At 66.2% G+C, this 18,658-nt stretch carries 17 protein-coding genes, 2 tRNA genes and 1 pseudogene; 16 read left to right on the top strand and 4 right to left on the bottom strand.

Features of this window, described 5'->3' with window-relative positions; all coding sequences use genetic code 11:
- Positions 1-5: 5 nt before the first annotated feature.
- Positions 6-983: a Bug family tripartite tricarboxylate transporter substrate binding protein gene (locus L880_RS0118270; RefSeq protein ID WP_027476892.1), complete on the bottom strand. Its 978-nt coding sequence runs from the start codon at positions 981-983 to the stop codon at positions 6-8.
- A gap of 211 nt (positions 984-1,194) precedes the next feature.
- Here L880_RS0118270 and L880_RS0118275 point away from each other — a divergent pair, with 211 nt between their 5' ends.
- The gene (locus L880_RS0118275; RefSeq protein ID WP_027476893.1) at positions 1,195-2,211 is read left to right on the top strand and encodes an ABC transporter substrate-binding protein; all 1,017 of its coding nucleotides are present in this window, start codon (positions 1,195-1,197) and stop codon (positions 2,209-2,211) included.
- A gap of 2 nt (positions 2,212-2,213) precedes the next feature.
- On the opposite strand, the gene L880_RS0118280 is transcribed toward L880_RS0118275, so the two are convergent.
- Together L880_RS0118280 and L880_RS0118285 are read right to left on the bottom strand one after the other, a co-directional pair.
- A complete protein-coding gene (locus tag L880_RS0118280; RefSeq protein WP_043329898.1) occupies positions 2,214-3,674 on the bottom strand; it encodes a sensor histidine kinase in 1,461 nt (486 codons plus the stop codon).
- A gap of 8 nt (positions 3,675-3,682) precedes the next feature.
- Positions 3,683-4,366 (bottom strand): response regulator, encoded by a 684-nt coding sequence (locus L880_RS0118285; RefSeq protein WP_027476895.1) that lies wholly within the window; start codon positions 4,364-4,366, stop codon positions 3,683-3,685.
- 145 nt (positions 4,367-4,511) lie between these two features.
- On the opposite strand from L880_RS0118285, the gene L880_RS0118290 reads away from it, so the two are divergent.
- The 10 genes from L880_RS0118290 (at position 4,512) to ntrC (ending at position 15,319) form a co-directional block, all read left to right on the top strand.
- Positions 4,512-5,255, top strand: coding sequence for a 16S rRNA pseudouridine(516) synthase (locus L880_RS0118290; RefSeq protein ID WP_027476896.1), 744 nt, complete (start codon positions 4,512-4,514; stop codon positions 5,253-5,255).
- 176 nt (positions 5,256-5,431) lie between these two features.
- Entirely contained in the window at positions 5,432-6,688 is a 1,257-nt protein-coding gene (locus L880_RS0118295; protein WP_425389197.1) for a YncE family protein, read from the top strand.
- Complete coding sequence (locus tag L880_RS0118300) at positions 6,654-7,490, top strand: polysaccharide deacetylase family protein (RefSeq protein WP_027476898.1); 837 nt, start codon at positions 6,654-6,656, stop codon at positions 7,488-7,490. Before L880_RS0118295 ends, L880_RS0118300 begins: the two co-directional genes overlap by 35 nt.
- Positions 7,491-7,502: 12 nt before the next feature.
- A complete protein-coding gene (locus L880_RS0118305) occupies positions 7,503-8,486 on the top strand; it encodes a sterol desaturase family protein (protein ID WP_425389198.1) in 984 nt (327 codons plus the stop codon).
- Between the two features lie 82 nt (positions 8,487-8,568).
- The gene (locus tag L880_RS32835; protein ID WP_043329900.1) at positions 8,569-9,477 is read left to right on the top strand and encodes an EI24 domain-containing protein; all 909 of its coding nucleotides are present in this window, start codon (positions 8,569-8,571) and stop codon (positions 9,475-9,477) included.
- Positions 9,416-10,294 (top strand): competence/damage-inducible protein A, encoded by an 879-nt coding sequence (locus L880_RS0118315; RefSeq protein ID WP_425389199.1) that lies wholly within the window; start codon positions 9,416-9,418, stop codon positions 10,292-10,294. Before L880_RS32835 ends, L880_RS0118315 begins: the two co-directional genes overlap by 62 nt.
- 232 nt (positions 10,295-10,526) lie before the next feature.
- The gene (gene glnA / locus L880_RS0118320; protein WP_027476901.1) at positions 10,527-11,942 is read left to right on the top strand and encodes a type I glutamate--ammonia ligase; all 1,416 of its coding nucleotides are present in this window, start codon (positions 10,527-10,529) and stop codon (positions 11,940-11,942) included.
- A gap of 155 nt (positions 11,943-12,097) precedes the next feature.
- The gene (locus L880_RS0118325; protein ID WP_027476902.1) at positions 12,098-12,586 is read left to right on the top strand and encodes a hypothetical protein; all 489 of its coding nucleotides are present in this window, start codon (positions 12,098-12,100) and stop codon (positions 12,584-12,586) included.
- Entirely contained in the window at positions 12,583-13,662 is a 1,080-nt protein-coding gene (gene glnL, locus L880_RS0118330; protein ID WP_027476903.1) for a nitrogen regulation protein NR(II), read from the top strand. The genes L880_RS0118325 and glnL overlap by 4 nt, the downstream gene beginning before the upstream one ends.
- A gap of 40 nt (positions 13,663-13,702) precedes the next feature.
- Positions 13,703-15,319: a nitrogen regulation protein NR(I) gene (gene ntrC, locus L880_RS0118335; RefSeq protein WP_027476904.1), complete on the top strand. Its 1,617-nt coding sequence runs from the start codon at positions 13,703-13,705 to the stop codon at positions 15,317-15,319.
- A 48-nt stretch (positions 15,320-15,367) separates the two neighbouring features.
- Here ntrC and xth read toward each other — a convergent pair whose 3' ends face one another.
- Positions 15,368-16,141, bottom strand: a complete 774-nt coding sequence (xth, locus tag L880_RS0118340; protein WP_027476905.1) for an exodeoxyribonuclease III — start codon at positions 16,139-16,141, stop codon at positions 15,368-15,370.
- A 190-nt stretch (positions 16,142-16,331) separates the two neighbouring features.
- Between xth and L880_RS0118345 the strand changes: the two genes are divergently transcribed.
- From L880_RS0118345 to L880_RS0118365, 5 genes and pseudogenes are all read left to right on the top strand, one after another.
- Positions 16,332-16,407: transfer RNA gene (locus L880_RS0118345), tRNA-Gly, on the top strand.
- Between the two features lie 141 nt (positions 16,408-16,548).
- Positions 16,549-16,641, top strand: a tRNA-Leu gene (locus L880_RS0118350).
- Between the two features lie 309 nt (positions 16,642-16,950).
- Positions 16,951-17,572, top strand: a pseudogene (locus tag L880_RS32840) (DUF6806 family protein).
- A 155-nt stretch (positions 17,573-17,727) separates the two neighbouring features.
- A complete protein-coding gene (locus L880_RS0118360; protein ID WP_342669180.1) occupies positions 17,728-18,165 on the top strand; it encodes a YgjP-like metallopeptidase domain-containing protein in 438 nt (145 codons plus the stop codon).
- A 173-nt stretch (positions 18,166-18,338) separates the two neighbouring features.
- Positions 18,339-18,647 carry a high-potential iron-sulfur protein gene (locus L880_RS0118365; RefSeq protein WP_027476907.1) on the top strand — a complete coding sequence of 103 codons (309 nt, stop codon included), beginning with the start codon at positions 18,339-18,341 and terminating at the stop codon, positions 18,645-18,647.
- Positions 18,648-18,658 lie beyond the last annotated feature (11 nt).

Genomic DNA, 18,658 nt, shown 5'->3' on the forward strand with positions numbered 1-18,658 from the left:
GTGGATCATTCGGGTTCGATCTTCGCGTCGCGCACCACCTTGGCCCAGCGCGGGGCCTCGGCCTTGATCAGGGCGGCAAAGGCTTCGGGTGTGCCGCCGCCCACCTCGTTGCCCTGGCTGGTGATCTTCTGGCGCAGGTCGGGGTCTTGCAGGGCCTTGTTGCCCACGGCGTTGAGCATCTTCACCAGGTCGGCGGGCAGGCCCTTGGGGCCCACCAGGCCTTGCCAGTTGAGCACCTCGACGGCCGCAAAGCCTTGTTCGGTCATGGTCGGCAGGTCGGGCAGCAGCGTGGAGCGGGTCTTGCTGGTGATGCCCAGGGCGCGCATCTTGCCGGCCTTGATCGAGGGCATGGCGGCGTACATCTGCTCGAACATGAAATCGACCTGGCCGCCCATGAGGTCGGTGGCGGCGGCCGAGCCGCTCTTGTAGGGCGCGTGGATCATGTCCACCCCCACGGCGTGCTCGAACAGCGAGCCGCTCAGGTGGTGTGAGCCACCGATGCCGCCCGAGGCGTAGATGATCTTGCCCGGGCTGGCCTTGGCGGCCGCCACCAGGTCTTTCAGGGTCTTGTAGGGCGAGTCGTTGCGCACCATCAGGATCAACGGGCCCTTTTCGATCAGCACGATGGGCGTGATGTCGTTGAAGGGGTCGAAATTGAGCTTCTTGAACAGCGCGTGGTTCACCGACAGCGGGGCCAGGTTGCCCATGCCGAGGGTGTAGCCATCGGGCTTGCCGCGGGCGATGGCTTCAGTGCCGATGTTGCCGCCGGCGCCGGCCTTGTTGTCAATGATGATGGGCTGGCCCAGCAGGGCGCTCATGGCCTTGGCCACCTGGCGCGAGCGGATGTCGGCGTTGCCGCCGGCGGCGTAGGGGCAGATCCAGGTGATGGCTTTGCTGGGGTACTTGTCTTGGGCCAGGGCCAGATTGGCCAGGCCGGGCAGGCTGGCGGCGCCAGCCAATTGCAGCAGGGTGCGGCGTTGCATGAGGGATGTCCTTCGTTTGTCTCTTTGTACCGGCCCACCACAGAGCAGGGGCCACCAAGCCCCACCAATGTAGCGTGCCCAAGCTTTCAGTCGGCTGTCAGAGCGCCATGGGGCTTTTTGCAGATGCTCCACAATCCGGGCTTTGACCGGGGCGGCATCCCCGCTCAAAGCCAATTCAAAGCTTGTTCGGAGCCTGTTCGGAGACCGTTTGATGTTCATGTTGCGTTGCTGCCTGTGCCTGTTGCTCGGATGCGCCTGGCTGTTGCCCGCCCGGGCGGGCGACCGGGTGGCGCTGATCGTGGCCGGGCTGGACAAGCAGATCTACCTGCCGGTGAAGCTGGCCGCCCAACTGGGCTACTTCCGGGATCAAGACCTTGAGGTGGAATTGCTCAGCGAACCCTCAGGGGCCAATGCCGAAGATGTGCTGCTGGTGGGCGCGGCCCAGGGCGTGGTCGGGGCCTACCACCACACGCTGGACCTGCAGGCGCGCGGCAAGGCGGCGCAATCGGTGGTGCTGTTCACGCTGTCGCCCGGCGAGGTGGAGCTGGTGGCCACCCGCCAGGCCGCGGCCATCAGCAGCCCGGCCGACTGGAAGGGGCGCCGCCTGGGGGTGACGGGCCTGAGTTCGGTCACCCATGTGCTCACCCATGCCCTGGCCCTGCGCCAGGGCTTGAAGCCGCAGGACTACACCGTGCTGCCCGTGGGCAGCGGCCCCGCCTTTGCCGCGGCCCTGCGCGAAGGGCGCATCGACGGCGGCATGAGCTCCGAGCCCCTGGCCAGCAGCCTGGTCCAGAGCGGCGAGGCCCGGGTGCTGGTGGACCTGCGCACGCCCGAGTCCACCCAGAAGGCACTGGGGCAGAGCTACCCCTTTGCCGCGCTCTACATGCAGAGCGCCTGGATCAGCAGCCACCCGGGCGAGGTGCAGCGCCTGGTGACGGCGCTGGTGCGGGCGCTGCGCTTCATCCAGCAGCGCAGCCCGGCCGAGGTGGCCGCAGCGCTGGGCCTGCAGGGGGATGAGGCCGCGCTCTACGCCCGGGCCCTGGGCGAAAGCCGGGCCATGTTCTCGGCCGACGGGCTGATGCCCGAGGGCGGCCCGCAGCAGGTTCAGCGCCTGGCCGCGCTGGTGAACCGGCCGCAGCGCGAGCGGCGGCTCGACCTGGGCCGCACCTTCACCAACGACTTTGCGCGCCAGGCCAACGCCAGCCTGGGGCCCCTGAGTTCACCCTGAACTCAGGCCGGGGTGCCGGCCGCCGCAGTTGCGCTGGCGGCGAACGCCACCGTGACGCGCAGCCCCCGCCCCTGGGGGCCATCGCCCAATTGCACGCTGGCGCGGTGGGCCTGGGCGATTTCACGCACGATGGCCAGGCCCAGGCCGCAGCCATCGGATTGCTGGTTGTCCAGCCTGAAGAAGCGCTCGAACACGCGCTCGCGCAGCGCGGGCGGGATGCCCGGGCCGTTGTCTTCCACCTCCAGCAGCACCTGCCCCGGGGGGCGGCGCAGGCGCAGGGTCACGGCGCCGCCCGGCGGGGTGTAGCGCAGCGCGTTGTCGATCAGGTTGGCGCACAGCTCGTGCAGCAGGTGGGCCGAGCCCGTCACCTCGAAGCGTTCCGCCTGGCGCCCATCCGGCCCCTCATGTCCATCCTGCCCCTCGGCTTCGAAGCCCAGGTCGATCTCGCGCTGCGCGGCCAGCAGGGCCAGGCGCTCCAGCACCTCGCGGGCGGTCTGGCCCAGGTCGAGCGGGCTCAGCGTGTCGGGGCGGCTGCGGTTGGCCTCGGCCGCCGAAAAGCTCAGCAGCTGTTGCACCAGGCGCGTGCCGTGCTGCAGCGTGGTCTGGGCGGCGCGAAGGGCCTCCTGGCGGGCGGGCTCGTCGCTCTGCCTCAGGGCAAACACCAGCTGGGTGTTCAGCACCGTCAGGGGGGTGCGCAGCTGGTGGGCGGCATCGGCAATGAAGCGGCTGTGGGCCGACATGTGGTGGTCCAGCCGGGCCGCGTAGTCGGTCATGGCGTCGGCCAGCGGGGCCAGCTCGGTGGGCAGGTGGCGCGAGGGCAGGGGCTCCAGCGTGCCGGGCTGGCGGGCCAGCACCTGGTCGCGCAAGCGTGTCACCGGCCGCAAACCCCGGCGCAGCCCCAGGCCCAACAGCAGCGCCACGCCGGTCAACAGGCCCAACTCGCGCCACAGTGCGCTGCGCCAGATCTCGCCGGCCAGGGCATCGCGCCCCACCAGGGTCTGGGCCACCTCGATCAGCAGCGTGGTCTGCGCGGGGGCGCTGAGCACCGGCTGGCTGAAGGCCACGGCCTGCACGGCCTGCTGGTTCTGCCAGGTGTCGAAGTACACCGCCTCGTCGGGTGCGGGGGGCTGGGGCGGTGGCGGCAGCTCGGGGTAGCCCAGCAGCAGCTCGCCGTTGGCCTGGGTGACGCGGTAGTAGACGCGGTCGGCGTAGGGCGAGGCAAACAGCTCCAGCGCCGCGGGCGGCAGCACCACATTGGGCTGGCCGTCCTGGATCTCGATCTGCTGCCCGATCATGCGGGCGGCGCCCAGCAGCATGCGCTGCTGCACCAGGGTGGCGGTCTGGCGGGCGTCGCGGTAGGTGATCCACAGGTCCAGCGCTGCCAGCAGGGCCAGGGGCAGCAGCAGCCAGCCCATGAGCTGGCGCAGCAGGCTGGTGCGACGGGGGGATTCGGTCGGCGCCATGGGCGGCTTCAGGGGGCCTGGGATTTCAGCAGGTAGCCCAGGCCGCGCAGGGTGATGATGGCCACATCGCTGCCCAGCAGCTTTTTGCGCACCCGGTGCACATAGATCTCCACCGCGTCGGGCGAGACGTTGTCGTCCAGCGTGAACAAGGCCTCGCTCAGGGCCTGTTTGCTCACGGTCTGGCCCTGTTTGAGCAGCAGCGTCTCGAGCAGGGCGTGTTCCCGCGGGGTGAGCTGCAGTGGCGCGGCGTCCGGGCCCTCGCCGAGGCTGAACAGGCGCGTGTTGCTGTCGTAGCCGAGCGCGCCGCAGCGCAGCAGGGGGTTCTTGTGGTTGGCGTGGCGGCGCAGCAGCACGCGGATGCGGGCCTCCAGCTCGGCCACCTCGAAGGGCTTGCCCATGTAGTCGTCGGCCCCGCTGTCCAGCCCGGCCACACGCCCGGCCAGGGTGTCGCGGGCGCTCAGGATCAGCACCGGCACGTTGTTGTCACGCGCCCGCAGGCGGCGCAGCACCTCGTCGCCGGCCAGGCCGGGCAGCTCCAGGTCCAGGATCACCAGGTCATAGCGCTCGCTGAGCAGCCGGGCGTGGGCGTCGGCGCCGTCGTAGGCGCATTCGATCACGTAGCGGTCTTTTTGCAGGGTGCGGGCCAGCCACTCGGACAGGGGGCGGTTGTCTTCGACCAGCAGGATGCGCATGGGCAGGGTGATGAACGGTGGGGCAGGGTGGGCAGGGCGGCAGCGGGCTGGCCGCGGCTTTCGGGCGCCATCCTAACGCCTGCGGGCCGAGGGTTGGCCCGGCCTGGCGTCAGGAGCCGCCATGACTTCTGGAACAATCGGGCCCATGCAACTGCAGGATATTCTTTTTTCACAAGGCTTCGGCACGCGCCGTGTCTGCGCGGGCCTGGTTCAACAAGGCCTGGTCGAGGTCTTCGAGTCGGCGTCTTCCGACAGCGCGGTGACGGTCACCGAATCGGCCCGCGACTTCGAGCCCGAGGGTCTGCGCTTCAAGGTTCAGGGTGTGCCCTGGGCCTTCCACGAGAAGGCCTACGTGATGCTGCACAAGCCGGCCGGCACCGAGTGCTCGCAAAAGCCCTCGGCCTGGCCCAGCATCTACACCCTGCTGCCAGCGGCCTTGCGCCAGCGCCCCAGCAAGAGCGCCGTGCAGGGCGTGCAGGCCGTGGGCCGGCTCGACCAGGACACCACGGGCCTGCTGCTGCTGAGCGACGACGGCCAGTTCATCCACCGCATGAGCTCGCCCAAGAAGCACGTGCCCAAGGTGTACGAGGTGGTGACCAAGCACCCGATCGACGACAGCCAGGTGCAACGCCTGCTGGCCGGCGTGGTGCTGGACGACGACCCCAAGCCCGTGCGCGCCGCGGCCTGCGAGGCGCCCAGCCCGCTGCACCTGCGCCTGACCCTGCTGGAAGGCAAGTACCACCAGGTCAAGCGCATGGTGGCCGCCGTGGGCAACCGGGTGGAGGGCCTGCACCGCTCGCGCATCGGCGGCCTGGCGCTGCCCGACGACCTGGCCCCGGGCCAATGGCGCTTTCTGAGCCCGGCCGACCTGGAGCTGCTCAAGGCCTGAGGGATCTGTATACCTGTGTGTGTTGATGTAACAGGCCCCTGCCGAGCCCCGGCTACACTGGCGGCCTGATCTGAAAGTGGATGTTTGTGAAGTCGTTTGCCCGCCGTCGTGTCTCTGGTCTTTCGCGTGCCCATGGGCATGCCGTGATGGCCGCATCGTTGCTTTTGGGGGCCGCCATGGCCCCCGCCTGGGCCCAGTCGCCTGCCGGTGCGGCCGGCGAGGCGCCCAGCCCGGTGACCGCCAGTTCGGCGTCCGCCAGCCCCGAGGCGCCCAAGCCCGTGGCGACCGAGAGCGCCAAGCCCAAGGCCAAGCCGGCTGCGAAGCCGGGCACCGACCCCGCCGCCAAGGCCAAGGCCCATGCAAAGGCCGACGCCAAGCGCCCGGCCAAGGCTGAGGCGGCTGTGGCCGCCGCAGCCACCGCAGGCGCGGCCGCCGCCGCTGTGGCCGCATCCGCCCCCCCGGCGAGCACGCCTGCACCGGCAGCCGGTGCCACGGCGGCTGCAGCCTCGGGCAATGGTGGTCTGACCCACCCGATCTTTGTGCTGAATTCGCTGGACGCCACCATCAGCGTGATCGACCCGCAGACCTGGACCGAGACCAAGCGCATCCCGACCGGCAAAGAGCCGCATCACCTGTACCTGACGCCCGACGAGAAATCGCTGATCGTGGCCAATGCGCTGGGCGACTCGCTGACCTTTCTGGACCCCCGCACGGCCGAGGTGCAGCGCACGGTGCGCGGCATCGTCGACCCCTACCAGCTGCGCTTCTCGCCCGACATGAAGTGGATGGTGACGGCCGGCAACCGCCTGAACCACGTCGACATCTACCGCTGGGACGGCAAGGACGTGACGCTGTCCAAGCGCATTTCCACCGGCAAGACGCCCAGCCACCTGTGGATCGACAGCACCAGCAGCATCGTCTACTCGACCATGCAGGACAGCGATGAGCTGGTGGCCATCGACCTGAACACCCAGACCCTGAAGTGGCGCGTCAAGACCGGTTCGCTGCCGGCCGACGTGTACGGCAGCCCCGACGACAAGACCTTGTTCATCGGCCTGACCGGTGGCGAGGGGGTGGAGGTGTATGACGTCAGCGGGGGCAAGGAAGCCCGCCTGCTCAAGACCATCCCCACCGGCAAGGGCGCGCACGCCTTCCGTGGGGCAGGCGACCGCCGCCACATCTATGTGAGCAACCGCGTGGCCAACACGCTGAGCAAGATCGACATGCAGACCCAGACCGTGGTGGCCCAGCTGCCCGGCCCCACCGGGCCGGACTGCATGGACGTGTCGGCCGATGGCCGGCTGATCCTGCTTAGCTCGCGCTGGGGGCGCAAGATGACGGTGATCGACACCGAAAGCCGCAAGGTGCTGCGCCAGATCAGCGTGGGCAAGTCTCCTCATGGCGTCTGGACCCTTGACCACGCACCGCGCTGATCGTTGCCACCGGTGGCTGGGCCTGGGGGCCGGGCTGCTGTTGGGGCTGGCCTCGGCGGCCCAGGCGGCCGCCACCTGCGCCAAGCCGCTGTACCTGACTTTCGACACCGGCCACATGGGCGTGGCACCCCTGATTGCCGAGGTGCTCAAGCGCGAGCAGGTGCGGGTGACCTTTTTTGCCGCCAACGAGCCCACCCAGCAGGGGGACGGCACGCTGGGCGAGTACTGGGCCCACTGGTGGCGCGAGCGCGCTGCCGAGGGTCATACCTTTGCCAGCCACACCTACGACCACGTCTACTGGCGTGCCGATCTGCCGGCGCCCGCCGGGCAGTGGCGCTTCCGGGTCAAGCCCTCGGCCGGCCCGGACGCCGGGCGTGAGTCGGTGATCGACGGCCCGGCCTATTGCGCGCAACTCGACCGCTCTTCGCAACGCCTGCAGGCCCTGACCGGGCAGGCGCCCTTGCCCTTGTTCCGCGCGCCGGGGGGCAAGACCTCGCCCCAGTTGCTGGCGGCGGCCCGCCAGTGCGGCTATGCCCACGTGGATTGGGCGCCGGCGGGCTTTCTGGGCGACGAACTGCCCAGCGAGCGCTTCAGCAACGCGCAGTTGCTGGAGCGGGCCCTGAAGAACCTGCGCGCCGGCGACATCCTGATGGCCCACCTGGGCATCTGGTCGCGCCGCGACCCCTGGGCACCGGCGGTGCTGGAGCCGCTGATCCAGGGCCTGAAGGCCAAGGGCTTTTGTTTTGCAACCTTGCGTGAGCACCCGGCCTACCGCGACTGGCTGGCCCGCAACGGGCGTTGAGACTGCGTTTGAATGATGATGGACAGCTTGATCGATTGGTTTGGCCAGGCGCAGACCGGCCTGTTTGAGGCGGTGGTGCAGCCGGTGATGTTCCATGCCGGCCTGGGCAACTTCCTGGAAGACGGCTTCAATGCCACAGGCTGGCTGCTGGTGGGCCTGATCCAGCTGGCGGTGATGGTGGCGGTGTTCGGCCCCTTGCAGCGCCTGTGGCCGGCCGAGCCTTTGCGCGACCGCGCCGCCGTGCGCACCGACATCCTCTACACGCTGCTGCACCGCCTGGGGCTGGTGCGGGTGGCGCTGTTCTTCCTGGTCGACCCGCTGTTCGATGAGCTGTTCGGCCACCTGCGGGTGGCGGGCTGGCAGACCTTTCACCTGGACGAGCTGTGGCCCGGCATCACCGACCTGCCCTGGGTGAGCCTGGCGCTGTACCTGGTGGTGTTTGATTTTGTGGGCTACTGGGTGCACCGCGCCCAGCACCAGTCGGAGCTGTGGTGGCGCCTGCACTCGCTGCACCATTCGCAGCGTCAGATGACGATGTGGACGGACAACCGCAACCACCTGCTGGACGACTTGCTGGGCGATTGCATTCTGGTGCTGGTGTCTCAGCTGATCGGCATTGCGCCGGGGCAGTTTGTGGCGGTGGTGGCCATCACCCAGCTCAGCGAGAATTTTCAGCACGCCAACCTGCGCTGCTGGTTTGGCCGCTGGGGCGAGCGGCTGTGGGTGAGCCCGCGCTTTCACCGAATGCACCATGCCATCGGCATCGGGCATGAATTCACCGGCCGTTCGGGCCGCCCGGTGCTGGGGGGCTGCAATTTCGGGGTGTTGCTGCCCTGGTGGGACATGCTGTTCGGCACCGCCAATTTCGAGCTGCGTTACGAACCCACCGGCGTGCGCGACCAGGTGGAGCCCGGGCCCCAGGGCCTGCGTGATTACGGCCAGGGCTTTGTGGCCCAGCAGTGGCTGGGCTTGAAGAGGCTGTTCGGCCGCGCCTGAGGCGGAACTTGTTGGCGTTCCCGGGGGCTGCCCGGGCATTGGAGCCTGCCCGGTGGGCGGGCCATGGCGTTATGCTGCCGGCATGACGCTTTTGCTTGATTCTTTCTGGCGCTCGGTGGTGTATTGCCTGCACCCCCGGGTGATTGCCCTCTCGTTTCTGCCCCTGCTGCTGCTGGTGGGCATGGCCCTGGGCCTGGGCTATTTCTATTGGGAACCCGCGGTGGACGGCGTGCGGCAGATGCTGGAGTCGTCCGACCTGCTCAACTCGTTCTGGGCCTGGCTGCAGGGTGCCGGCGTGGGGCAGCTCAAGACCGTGGTGGCGCCGCTGATCGTGATCGCGGTGGTCACGCCGGTGCTGGTGGTGGTGTCGCTGCTGGTGGTGGCGGTGCTGATGGTGCCTTCGCTGGTGGCCATGGTGGGGGAGCGGCGCTTCGCCAACCTGCAGCGCCTGCGCGGGGGCTCCACGCTGGGCAGCCTGGCCTGGTCGCTGGGCTCGGTGCTGCTGGCGCTGGTGGCCTTGATCGCCTCCATCCCCCTGTGGCTGGTGCCGCCCCTGATTTTGATCCTGCCCCCGCTGATCTGGGGCTGGCTGACCTACCGCGTGATGGCCTATGACGCCCTGGCCGTGCATGCCAGCAAGGCCGAGCGGCAAGTGCTGTTCAAGCGGCACCGCCTGTCTTTGCTGGCCATGGGGGTGATGACGGGCTACCTGGGGGCCGCGCCCAGCCTGGTGTGGGCCTCAGGGGCGCTGTTCGCCGCGGCCTTTGTGATCCTGGTGCCGGTGGCGATCTGGATCTACACCCTGGTGTTTGCGTTTTCTTCGCTGTGGTTTGCCCACTACTGCCTGGCGGCGCTCGAAAGGCTTCGGGCCGAGTCGGTTTCTGAGGCCGCCACCGTGGTGGTCGAGCCGGTGCCGGTAGGATGGCAGGATGAGCGCAACACCCTCCACTCCAGCAGCAGCGGCGGCCTCGAGCCCCCGTCCCATCCCTGAAGCCCCCCAAAATTTCGGGCTGATCATCGTCGGTGACGAGATCATGTCGGGCAAGCGGGCCGACAAGCACATGCCCAAGGTCATCGAACTGTTGGGCGCGCGGGGGCTGCAGCTCGCGTGGGCCGACTATGTGGGCGACTCGCCCGAGCGCATCGAGGCCACGCTGGCGCGGGCTTTTGCCTCGGGCGATGCGGTGTTTTCGTGTGGCGGCATCGGGGCCACCCCCGACGACCACACCCGCCAGTGCGCGGCCCGTGCCCTGGGCGAGCCCCTGCAACTGCACCCGCGTGCCGCCGAGCTGATCCGCGAACGCATGCAGGACGTGGCCCGCGAGAATGGCCTGCCTTACGAGCCCGAACGCGACGACAACGTGCACCGCCTGAACATGGGCGTGTTTCCGGCCTCGGCGCAGATCATTCCCAACCCCTACAACAAGATCCCGGGCTTCACCTGCGTGGGGCAGGGCGGTGGCGCGGTGCACTTTGTGCCGGGCTTTCCGGTGATGGCCTGGCCGATGGTCGAGTGGGTGCTGGACACGCATTACGCCCACCTCTTCAACCGCGTGGCGCATGTGGAGAAGTCGGTCATCGTGTTCGGCTCGATGGAGGCCACGCTCACGCCCCTGATGGAGGCCATCGAGCGCGAGCACGCGGGCGTCAAGGTGTTCAGCCTGCCCAGCGTGGACCACCCGCAATACGGCCGGCACATCGAACTGGGGGTGAAGGGTGACCCGGACCTGGTGCTGGCGGCCTACCCGGCCCTGCTGGCGGGCCTGCATCGCTTCGATCTCAAGTTGGGCCCCGAATTGGTGCGTTGATGTTTTGCACCAATTTGATGCATTGGTGTTCGCATCGAATTGGTGCATGGCGGGTTGAGACAAAAAATCCCCGCTCGAGTGCATTTCAGAGCCTGCAAACGGGTGGCAATGCCGTTCAAGCAGGGCAAAATACCGAAGTCGGCGTCTGGTGCCATGCACCAAGGATTGGCATAAAAACTGCATTCCTTCCGGCGTCATTGAATTTTTAACCAGCCTCGAACAGGAGATCCTGATGGCAAAGACCGTCGCAGACGTGATGAAGTTGGTGAAGGAAAACGAAGTCAAGTTCGTTGATTTCCGCTTCACCGATACCCGTGGCAAGCAACAGCACACCACTGTTCCCGTGTCCCACTTTGACGAAGACAAGTTCACGTCAGGCCATGCTTTTGACGGTTCTTCGATTGCCGGCTGGAAGGGCATTGAAGCCTCGGACATGCTGCTGGTGCCGGACCCGAACTCGGCCAACATCGATCCCTTCTTCGAAGAGACCACCCTGATCCTGACCTGCGACGTGGTGGAACCCGCCGACGGCAAGGCCTATGACCGCGACCCGCGTTCGATCGCCAAGCGCGCTGAAGCCTACCTGAAGGCCTCGGGCCTGGGCGACACCGCCTACTTCGGTCCGGAACCCGAATTCTTCATCTTCGACGGCATCCGTTGGAGCACCGATCCGCAGAACACCTTCTACGAGATCGAAGAGTACGAAGCCCCCTGGAACACCGGTGCCAAGCTCGAAGGCGGCAACCGTGGCCACCGTCCGACCGTCAAGGGCGGCTACTTCCCGGTGCCCCCGGTCGACAGCACGCAAGACATGCGCGCCGAGATGTCCCTGATCCTCGAATCGCTGGGCATTCCGGTCGAAGTGTTCCACCACGAAGTGGCGGGCGCCGGCCAGAACGAGATCGGCACCAAGTTCAGCACCCTGGTGGAACGCGCTGACTGGACCATCCTGCAAAAGTACGTGGTGCACAACGTGGCCAATGCCTACGGCAAGACCGCCACCTTCATGCCCAAGCCCTACCATGGCGACAACGGCTCGGGCATGCACGTGCACCAGTCGGTCTGGAAAGACGGCAAGAACCTGTTCGCCGGCGACGGCTATGCCGGTCTGTCTGACTTCGCCCTGTACTACATCGGCGGCATCATCAAGCACGCCCGTGCCCTGAACGCCATCACCAACCCCGGCACCAACAGCTACAAGCGCCTGGTGCCGCACTTCGAAGCCCCGGTGAAGCTGGCCTACTCGGCCAAGAACCGCTCGGCCTCGATCCGCATCCCCTTCGTGGCCAACCCGAAGGGCCGTCGCGTGGAAGCCCGCTTCCCCGATCCGCTGATGAACCCGTACCTGGGCTTTGCCGCCCTGCTGATGGCCGGCCTGGACGGCGTGGAAAACAAGATCCATCCGGGCGAAGCCGCCACCAAGGATCTGTACCATCTGCCGCCCGAAGAGGACGCACTGGTGCCGACCGTCTGCCACAGCCTGGACCAAGCCCTCGAAGCCCTGGACAAGGACCGTGCCTTCCTGACCAAGGGTGGCGTGTTCACTGACAGCATGCTCGACGCCTACATCGATCTGAAGATGCAGGAAGTGACCCGCTACCGCATGTCGGTGCACCCGGTCGAATACGACATGTACTACTCGCTGTGATCAGCGGCTAGGCCACGTCAACCAAAAGGGCAGCTTCGGCTGCCCTTTTTTCTTGCAGGCTGCCTGGTTGGTGGCGTGTCGGGGCTTTGCCTTTGCCTCACAAGCCGATTCGGAGATACTTGGCTCGCCGCCCGATGGGGTGCTGAACTGGATGTATGAAACACGCTGTACTGATTTCCCTGCTGACCCTGATCTGCAGCGCCGCCATGGCGCAAGACCGCATCTACCGTTGCGGCAATGAATACACCAACACGGTCCCGGCCAACCGCGCCAAGGAATGCAAGCTGATCGAGGGCGGCAATGTGACCGTGGTGCCGGGCACCCGGCCGGCCGCCCAGGCCCCCGCCGGCGGTGATGCCTCCAAGGTGGTCACCGCGCCCGCAGGCTCGCCCAAGGTGGACAACAGTGAGCAGAAGGCGCGTGACGCCGATGCGCGCGCCATTCTGGAGTCTGAGCTGCGCAAGGCCGAGGCACGGCTGGCCGAGCTGCAAAAGGAATACAACAACGGCGAACCCGAGAAGCAGGGCGGTGAGGCCAAGAACTACCAGAAGTACCTGGATCGGGTGGCGGCGCTCAAAGAGGCCGTGACGCGTGCCGAGGCCGATGTGGCCGGTATCAAGCGTGAAATCGCGCGCCTCAAATGAACCGGCTCACCCTCACAGACCCGGTCGCGGAAGCCTTTCATGCCTACGACCTGCTGGCCACGCTGGTGGCGGTGGTCCGCATCGATGGCACGGTGGTGTTTGCCAATGCGGCCCTGGAGGACGCCATCGGCACCTCGCGCCGCACCATCGAAGGTTCGCAGTTTGCCGACTTCTTCTCGGAGCCCCAGATCCTGCGCAATGCCCTGGACGGCGCGGGCAGCAATGAGTTTGCCGCGCTGCGCTATGACGCCTGGCTGAAGCGCTTCACCCACGACCCGGTGCTGGTGCACGTGATCGTGGCCCAGACCGATCAGCCGGGCGAGGTGATCATCGAGTTGCTGCCCCTGGAGCAGCAGGCCCGGCAGGACCGCGAGGAGCGCCTGATCGACCAGGCCCAGGCCAACAAGGAGCTGATCCGCAACCTGGCCCATGAGATCAAGAACCCGCTGGGCGGTATCCGGGGCGCGGCGCAGTTGCTGCAGATGGAGATCGAGTCACGTGACCTGATCGAATACACCCAGGTCATCATCCACGAGGCCGATCGGCTGCAGACCCTGGTGGACCGCCTGCTGGCACCGCACCGGCGCCCGCATGTGGTGGGCGACGTGAACATCCACGAGGTGTGCGAGCGCGTGCGCTCGCTGATCCTGGCGGAGTTTCCGCGCGGCCTGCGGGTGATCCGCGACTACGACACCTCGATCCCTGAGTTCCGCGGTGACCGCGAACAGCTCATCCAGGCGGTGCTCAACATCGCCCACAACGCGGCCCAGGCCTTGGCCGATCGGGTGGCTGCGGGCGATGCGCAAATCACTTTCCGCTCGCGGATTGCGCGACAGGTTACTTTTGGCAAACAACGCTACCGATTGGCATTGGAATTGCATGTCATCGACAACGGGCCCGGCGTGCCGGACTCGATCAAGGACCGCATCTTTTACCCGCTGGTGTCGGGCAGGGATGGTGGTTCAGGGCTGGGGCTGACTTTGGCGCAAACCTTTGTTCAGCAACACCACGGCTTGATCGAGTGCGATAGCGTGCCAGGGAGGACGGACTTCAAGATGTTGATTCCGTTGCCCTGAGTGTGATTGACAACAATTTGACCTGAGGTGGTATTTGCACATGAAGCCGATCTGGATAGTAGATGACGATCAATCGATCCGCTTTGTGCTCGAAAAAGCGCTGTTGCGGGAGGAGCTGCCCACCCGCAGCTTCACCAACCCCCGCGAGGTGCTGGCAGCACTCGATGAGATCGGTGACGAAGACGTCGACAACCAGGGGCCTCAGGTTCTGGTGAGTGACATCCGCATGCCCGGCGGCTCGGGCCTGGATCTGCTGGCCAAGGTGAAGGAGCGCCATCCGGGTTTGCCGGTCATCATCATGACCGCCTTCTCGGACCTGGACAGCGCCGTGTCGGCCTTCCAGGGCGGCGCGTTTGAATACCTGCCCAAGCCCTTTGACCTGCCCAAGGCGGTGGAGCTGATCCGCCGCGCGGTGGAGGAAAGCCAGCGCGAAGAGGTGGCCGAAGAGCGCATGGCCGCCACGCCCGAGATGCTGGGCCAGGCGCCTGCCATGCAGGACGTGTTCCGCGCCATCGGCCGGCTCAGCCAGAGCAATGTGACGGTGATGATCACCGGCGAGTCGGGTTCCGGCAAAGAGCTGGTGGCCCGGGCGCTGCACAAGCATTCACCGCGCGCCAATGGCCCGTTTGTGGCCATCAACACGGCGGCCATCCCCAAGGATCTGCTGGAGTCGGAGCTGTTCGGCCATGAGCGCGGTGCTTTCACGGGCGCGCAGACCATGCGCCGCGGCCGCTTCGAGCAGGCCGAGGGGGGCACGCTGTTCCTCGATGAAATCGGCGACATGCCTTTTGATCTGCAGACGCGCCTGCTGCGTGTGCTGTCGGACGGGCACTTCTACCGAGTGGGTGGGCACAACGCCGTCAAGGCCAATGTGCGCGTGATTGCGGCCACCCACCAGGATCTGGAGCAGCGCGTCAAAGACGGCGTGTTCCGCGAGGATTTGTTCCACCGCCTCAACGTGATCCGCCTGCGTCTGCCGGCGCTGCGCGAGCGCAAGGAAGACGTGCCGATGCTGACCCGGCACTTCTTGCAGCAAAGCGCCAAGCAGCTCGGCGTGGAGCCCAAGCGCATTGCCGACAACGCCCTGGCCCAGTTGGGCGCCTTCAACTTTCCGGGCAACGTGCGGCAGCTGGAGAACATCTGCCACTGGCTCACGGTGATGGCGCCGGCCCAGGTGATCGAGGCCAAGGACCTGCCGCCTGAAGTGCTGGGCATGCAAGGCGCATCCGGTGCCATCAACAGCACCAGTTTCCACCCCGCGGCGCCGGTGCTGGAGCAAGAGCCGGTGGCCGAGCAGACCGCGGCGTTGGTCTCGCCGGCTGCGACCGTGTTGCCGGCCTCGGTGCTGGCCCAGCCAATTGCGATCCCGGCCTCGGACATGGCGCTGGCGGACGCCGGGCGTGGCGAGTCTGCCGCCTTGCCGGTCGCCGGCCTGGGGCGCTCGGCCGCCTGGGAGCAGGGCCTGGAGCTCGAGGCCCTGGAGTTGCTGGCCAGCGGTCGCCACGATGTGTGGGACGAGCTGACCCGCCGCTTCGAGTCCAAGCTGATCCTCACGGCGCTGGCCAACACGCGGGGCCGTCGCATCGAGGCGGCTCAGAAACTGGGCATCGGCCGCAACACCATCACCCGCAAGATCCAGGAACTGGGCCTGGAGTGAATCCCGGTCTGAGGAAGGCGGGCCGACGGCCTGCCTTCCTGCCGGTGATCAGAGGGTCACGATCACTGGTGCGTGATCGCTGGGGCGTTCGTTCTTGCGCGTGGCCCGGTCGATCTCGCAGGCGCTGACCAGGGGCTTGAGCGCATCGCTGACCAGGGTGTAGTCGATGCGCAGGCCGCGGTTGCGGCGGAAGGCAAAGTCGCGGTAATCCCACCACGAGTAGCTTTTCTCAGCCTGATCAAACAGGCGGAAGGCATCGTGCAGACCCAGCGCCAGCAAGGCCTTGAAATGATCGCGCTCGGCTGTGGTGTGGTGGATGGTCTCGCGCAGGCCTTCGGGGTCCCAGGTGTCGCGGTCATCGGCGGTGATGTTGAAGTCGCCCACCAGCACCAGGCGCGGGTGGCTTTGGAGCTGCTCCTGGAGCCAGTCCTGCAGCGCCTGCAGCCAGCGCATCTTGTAGTCGAATTTGTCGGAGCCGGGCTCTTGCCCATTCACGAAGTAGCCATTGACCAGGCGCACCGGACCGGTGTCGGTGTGCAGCGTGCCGGCAATCACGCGTGACTGCTCGTCGGCAAAGCCCGGGATGTTCTTCACCACCTCGGTGACTGGCGTGCGGCTCAGGATGGCCACGCCGTTGTAGGTCTTCTGGCCCATGAAGGCACTGTGGTAGCCGGCCTCCTGCAGCGCAGCGGCCGGGAACTTGTCATCGCTCAGCTTGAGTTCCTGCAGGCACAGGGCGTCCACCGGGTGGGTACTGAGCCAGTCCAGCACTTGCGGCAGTCGGACCGAGAGGGAGTTGACGTTCCAGGTGGCAATTTTCATGATGGCTTCGAGGGTCTGCTTGGGCGATGAGTATCGTGGAATTCGCTTGGGCTTGTCGCCAGCACCTGCCGATCGTGGGGCCATGAAAACTTTTTGGGACTGTCTTGAGCTGGGCAAAAAATATGTATAATTCGAGGCTTCGCTGGATACGCAGGGCAACAAGTTGAACTGCAGACACGGTGAAAAATATGCGGGAATAGCTCAGTTGGTAGAGCGCAACCTTGCCAAGGTTGAGGTCGAGAGTTCGAGACTCTTTTCCCGCTCCAAATTAGAAAAAGGGAAGCCCAGGCTTCCCTTTTTTGTTGCCCGTGTGGCAGCCACGGGCTGTGCCGGGTCGCGTTATGATGCGCGCCTGAACCGATCAGGCCGCGAACTGCTCACCCGCAGCCCCTTGGCTTGAGCGGTGTGCCCCGATGGTGAAATTGGTAGACACTGCGGACTTAAAATCCGCCGCTTTCCGTAAAAGGGGCGTGCCGGTTCGACCCCGGCTCGGGGCACCAAATTTGGCTTTCAAGCCATCTCACACCACCTCAAAACCCGCGCGCTGCAAGGCGGAACGGGTTTTTTTGGGTTCGAACCCAGGTCGTACGCGGGCTGTTGCTGGCTCGTCGGGCCTTGTTTGCAGCACGCAAAGTGCGCGATTGGGGCCTGCTTCGGTCTCTCAAATGCCTTTCGTCGGTCTGACGCCGTGCCAAAATGGGTGCAGGTCTGCTTGGCGCTCAGCCAGTGGTTCCCCCCCTAGCCAGGACCATTCGCCAATCAGGTTCGGACCCGATGGGTCTGTTTCGGGGCACTATTACCATTGAATCATGTCAAGTTACAACGCCCCCTTTGAAATCCACGTACACGGTCAGGTGCAGTTGCGTGGTGATGTCCAGTTTGACCAGTTGCAAGAGGCCCTGAAGCCCCTGTGGCACTACGCCGGCGCGCGTTCCTTGGCCGATGGGGCGACCAGCGCCTACGACGAGGAGCCCGGGATCAAGTTCGACCCCAAGGAGCATCTGCTGCAGATGTGCTGGACGGTGCGCGGCGACGAGGATTTCCGCCAGTCGCTGGACGAGATGTGCATGAATCTCAACGAGATTTCCGAGCTGGGTGCCGCGATCGAAGTCACCTTCTACGACGCCGAGTTTGACGAAGAGGAAGAAGACCGTGGCGCCGAGTCGCGCGATGATTTTCTGATGCTGTTCGTGGGCCCCAACCCGGCCGCCATCATGCAGGTGCAGCGTGATCTGCTGGTGCAGGATGTCGTGAACATGATGGAGCGCCACTTCGACGGCTCCGAGCTGGGTGGTGTGGTTGCCGAGATCGACAAGCTGTTCTCGCAGCGCTTTGATGACCTGGTCAACTCGCTCGAGATCGGCCGTCCGCCGCGTGGTTCGGGGGGGCTCCGGGCACGGTGGTGGCCGCAGGCCGCGCCATCTGCACTGAGTGAAGGCGCGTGTGGTTCAGGGTCGGGTGAGGGTGCTGTGACCGAGGCCCTGTCTGCTGCCGTTTCTGCTTCCAAGTACCTGGCGGCCTATCCCGAGTCATTGCAGCAGCAGGCCGCCCGCCTGCTGGCCTCGGGGCGCTTGCCCGAATGGTTGATGGAACGCTACCCCACGCCGCACGGCCTGCGCACCGATGGCGCCTTGTATCGCCATGTCGAGGCGCTGCGCCAGGAGCACCTGCGACAGACGCCGCGGCTGGACCGGGTGGTGTATGACAGCAAGATCCATGTGGTGCGCAACGCGTTGGGCTTGCACACCATCAGCTCTCGCGTGCAGGGTGGGCGACTCAAGGCGCAGCATGAAATCCGGATTGGCGCCTTGTTCAAGGACGCCCCCGCGCCATTCCTCAGCATGATCGTGGTTCACGAGTTGGCCCACCTGCGCGAGCGCGAGCACAACAAGGCGTTCTATCGCCTGTGTGAGCACCTGGAGCCGGCCTACCACCAGCTTGAATTGGATGTGCGTCTGTACCTGACCCATCTGGAGGCCGGGGGCGCCCGGCTGTGGGGCTTGCCGGATTCGGCGTCGGCCTGATCAGCTTGCCGCCGGGCAAGCCTGTGAGGCAGGTGGTCCAGAAATTGACCGGGGTTGGTGCTTGGTCTTGCTTTGGCTCAAGGTGGGCTGCCCGGGGGCGGTTCACAATGCCTTGCCAGCTTCGCAAGGCGCTGGCGTTTTACAAACAAGACTCTCCCCACCTGAGGTTTGCCATGTCCAATCGTCGTCAATTCTTCTTCCAACTGAGTGCTGGTACCGGCTTCGTGCTGGCCGCTTCCTCTGTTCGCGCTGCCGCTCCGCTGGTGGCTGAGAACGATCCGCAGGCCGCGGCCCTGGGCTACAAGGCGGATGCCACCAAGGTCGACAAGACCAAGTTCCCCAAGTACGCTGCCGGCGACCATTGCGGCAGCTGCGCCCTGTTCCAGGGCAAGGCCTCTGACGCTGCCGGTGGCTGCCCGCTGTTTGCCGGCAAGCAAGTGGCCACCAAAGGCTGGTGCAGTGCTTACGCCAAGAAGGCCTGATCGCCTTTTCG

Origin of the sequence: Curvibacter gracilis ATCC BAA-807 (assembly GCF_000518645.1) — a bacterium.
Lineage (GTDB): Bacteria > Pseudomonadota > Gammaproteobacteria > Burkholderiales > Burkholderiaceae_C > Curvibacter > Curvibacter gracilis.

Excerpts from the sequence above, each read along its gene's own strand:
- L880_RS0118300 (WP_027476898.1), top strand. The coding sequence starts at position 6,654 with ATGGCGTCTGGACCCTTGACCACGCACCGCGCTGATCGTTGCCACCGG.
- L880_RS0118325 (WP_027476902.1), top strand. The coding sequence starts at position 12,098 with ATGAAACACGCTGTACTGATTTCCCTGCTGACCCTGATCTGCAGCGCC.
- L880_RS32835 (WP_043329900.1), top strand. The coding sequence starts at position 8,569 with ATGACGCTTTTGCTTGATTCTTTCTGGCGCTCGGTGGTGTATTGCCTG.
- L880_RS0118270 (WP_027476892.1), bottom strand. The coding sequence starts at position 983 with ATGCAACGCCGCACCCTGCTGCAATTGGCTGGCGCCGCCAGCCTGCCC.
- glnL (WP_027476903.1), top strand. The coding sequence starts at position 12,583 with ATGAACCGGCTCACCCTCACAGACCCGGTCGCGGAAGCCTTTCATGCC.
- L880_RS0118280 (WP_043329898.1), bottom strand. The coding sequence starts at position 3,674 with ATGGCGCCGACCGAATCCCCCCGTCGCACCAGCCTGCTGCGCCAGCTC.
- L880_RS0118295 (WP_425389197.1), top strand. The coding sequence starts at position 5,432 with ATGGCCCCCGCCTGGGCCCAGTCGCCTGCCGGTGCGGCCGGCGAGGCG.
- ntrC (WP_027476904.1), top strand. The coding sequence starts at position 13,703 with ATGAAGCCGATCTGGATAGTAGATGACGATCAATCGATCCGCTTTGTG.
- L880_RS0118365 (WP_027476907.1), top strand. The coding sequence starts at position 18,339 with ATGTCCAATCGTCGTCAATTCTTCTTCCAACTGAGTGCTGGTACCGGC.
- L880_RS0118360 (WP_342669180.1), top strand. The coding sequence starts at position 17,728 with ATGGAACGCTACCCCACGCCGCACGGCCTGCGCACCGATGGCGCCTTG.
- glnA (WP_027476901.1), top strand. The coding sequence starts at position 10,527 with ATGGCAAAGACCGTCGCAGACGTGATGAAGTTGGTGAAGGAAAACGAA.
- L880_RS0118315 (WP_425389199.1), top strand. The coding sequence starts at position 9,416 with ATGAGCGCAACACCCTCCACTCCAGCAGCAGCGGCGGCCTCGAGCCCC.
- xth (WP_027476905.1), bottom strand. The coding sequence starts at position 16,141 with ATGAAAATTGCCACCTGGAACGTCAACTCCCTCTCGGTCCGACTGCCG.
- L880_RS0118285 (WP_027476895.1), bottom strand. The coding sequence starts at position 4,366 with ATGCGCATCCTGCTGGTCGAAGACAACCGCCCCCTGTCCGAGTGGCTG.
- L880_RS0118290 (WP_027476896.1), top strand. The coding sequence starts at position 4,512 with ATGCAACTGCAGGATATTCTTTTTTCACAAGGCTTCGGCACGCGCCGT.
- L880_RS0118275 (WP_027476893.1), top strand. The coding sequence starts at position 1,195 with ATGTTCATGTTGCGTTGCTGCCTGTGCCTGTTGCTCGGATGCGCCTGG.
- L880_RS0118305 (WP_425389198.1), top strand. The coding sequence starts at position 7,503 with ATGATGATGGACAGCTTGATCGATTGGTTTGGCCAGGCGCAGACCGGC.